Genomic DNA, 1,238 nt, shown 5'->3' with positions numbered 1-1,238 from the left:
TATGAAACGCGATTAAAAAAAGCCGAAGCACTCAATGGTTGCAGATTCAAAACTCGCACGTTTAAAAGTAAGCGTTTTACTGATGAATACGCAGCAGAGCTCAAGTCGCCTAATCGTGGCTCAACACTTGAGGGGCACTGGGTTCGCTCTGATGGGCAACAACTTGCTATTTCATGGTTTGGAGGGTGGTCAAATTTATTTACTGCTCTAAGCTTCTTGTTAATGGTAGCTGCAGTTATGTTTCTCTTCGTTGACTTGGTTGTTATTGGCTTTGTGTGGGGCGACTATCGGTGGGTGCCATTTGCAATATATGCACCTATGTTTATTGTCGGTTTTTATATGCTGAAACACCGGGCCATATTATCGCACCGAGATAAGTTTTACTTTAATCGCCATACCGGCCTTGTAAAAACCCCGCATACATTATTTAGAAAACCGTTTTATTTACCTTACGAAGATATTGTTTGCTTTGGTGCAATTGAGCGTAATGTCGGCTCAGCCCGTGGTGGTTCACGTGTGTTTGTGTCTCTTATGGTGCCGTTAAAATACCCTAAACATTATTGCTTCACCAAGCCTACTTTTTATGTGGGTGGTTTTAATCGTGAATGGGATTCGCTGCAATATGCCACAGCCATGACCTTTATGGATACATCAATCCCACTTGGCACGCATTTATATCAATCGATAGAGCATTACTTCAAAATCGATAAAGATATAACAGAAAAACACGCCTTTCCTGAGGAGCTAAAACCTTATTTAGACCCTGATGACTGCCAAGTAAACAGACATGAAGTTTGGTGATGTAAAAAACAGCGGTTAGTGTGAATCGCTGTTTTACTTTATGAAAAATCAACTTTAAAAACACAATTAGAGTGGCTGTCTAGTTTAATTATGAATTTGATGATAATAGCCTGAGCTTAAATGCTGCAGTTTATGAGTTTGAAATTGAATCTCCTAGTATTAGTGTGTTTGATGTTGAAATAACACCAATACTTATATACAACGAAAATTTAACCTTACCAATAGATTTTGATGCGTTTGAAAAGCCAATTGAAAAGCCAATTGAAAAGCCAATTGAAAAGCCAATTGAAAAGCCAATTGAAAAGCCAATTGAAAATGCCTCACCTGATTTAGCAATTGCATAAGGATCCTGATGCAAAATAATAATTACTTCGGTGTTGGAATAATGCCAAAGAAAACGAAGTTTAATCGTTTTTTTGAATACCGTAGTATAAAAA

General features: G+C 37.8%; 2 protein-coding genes. One reads left to right on the top strand and one right to left on the bottom strand.

Annotation, left to right across the window (positions count from 1 at the left end):
* Positions 1-801: hypothetical protein (locus GQR52_RS20335; RefSeq protein WP_165729614.1), on the top strand; the 801-nt coding region annotated here is incomplete at its 5' end.
* Positions 802-931: 130 nt separating this feature from the next.
* Here GQR52_RS20335 and GQR52_RS20445 read toward each other — a convergent pair.
* The coding region (locus tag GQR52_RS20445; protein WP_206017573.1) for a hypothetical protein at positions 932-1,238 on the bottom strand (307 nt) is incomplete at its 5' end.

The organism is Pseudoalteromonas sp. 31A1, assembly GCF_011378815.1.
Taxonomy (GTDB): Bacteria; Pseudomonadota; Gammaproteobacteria; order Enterobacterales; family Alteromonadaceae; genus Pseudoalteromonas; species Pseudoalteromonas arctica.
This window is presented reverse-complemented; position numbering and strand designations above follow the sequence as displayed.